The 502-nt window shown below is 79.1% G+C and carries 1 protein-coding gene; it reads right to left on the bottom strand.

Features of this window, described 5'->3' with window-relative positions; genetic code table 11:
- A partial coding sequence (locus G4D87_RS38580; protein ID WP_275902341.1) for a proton-conducting transporter transmembrane domain-containing protein occupies nt 1-502 on the bottom strand: 502 nt, incomplete at both ends.

Raw genomic sequence — 502 nt, 5'->3', positions numbered from 1 at the left:
AGCATCCCCAGCGGCTCTGGCGCCCCCACCTCCAGCAGCGCCAGCGGCGCGGACGACACCAGCCCCAGCGCCACCGCCGCCAGCGCCAGCGCCAGCGCCACCGCCTCCAGGGTGCGCGGCACCCGCGCCACCGGCGGCGGAGGCCCGGAGGGCACGGCCATCGCGAGCGCCAGCACCCGCAGCAGGTAGCCCGCCGCCAACAGCCCGCCGCCGACGATGGCCACCGCCAGCGCCCAGGCCTCCGCCTCCAGCGCGCCGCGCAGCAGCAGCCACTTGGCCACGAAGCCGCCGCTGGGCGGCAGCCCCATCAGGCTCAGGCTGGCCAGCGCGAAGGCCAGGAACGTCATGGGCAGCGCCGCGCCCGCGCCCCGCAGCGCCTCCACCCGGTCATGCCCCAGCGCGCGCTGCACGTTGCCCGCCGCCAGGAAGAGCGCCGCCTTGGCGCACGCGTGCGCGAGCATGAAGTAGACGGCCCCCGCCAGGGCCGCGCCCGCCCCCGCGG

The organism is Myxococcus vastator, from assembly GCF_010894475.1.
Taxonomy (GTDB): domain Bacteria; phylum Myxococcota; class Myxococcia; order Myxococcales; family Myxococcaceae; genus Myxococcus; species Myxococcus vastator.
Note: the sequence above shows the minus strand (reverse complement) of the source record. Positions and strands in the feature narration are given on the sequence as shown.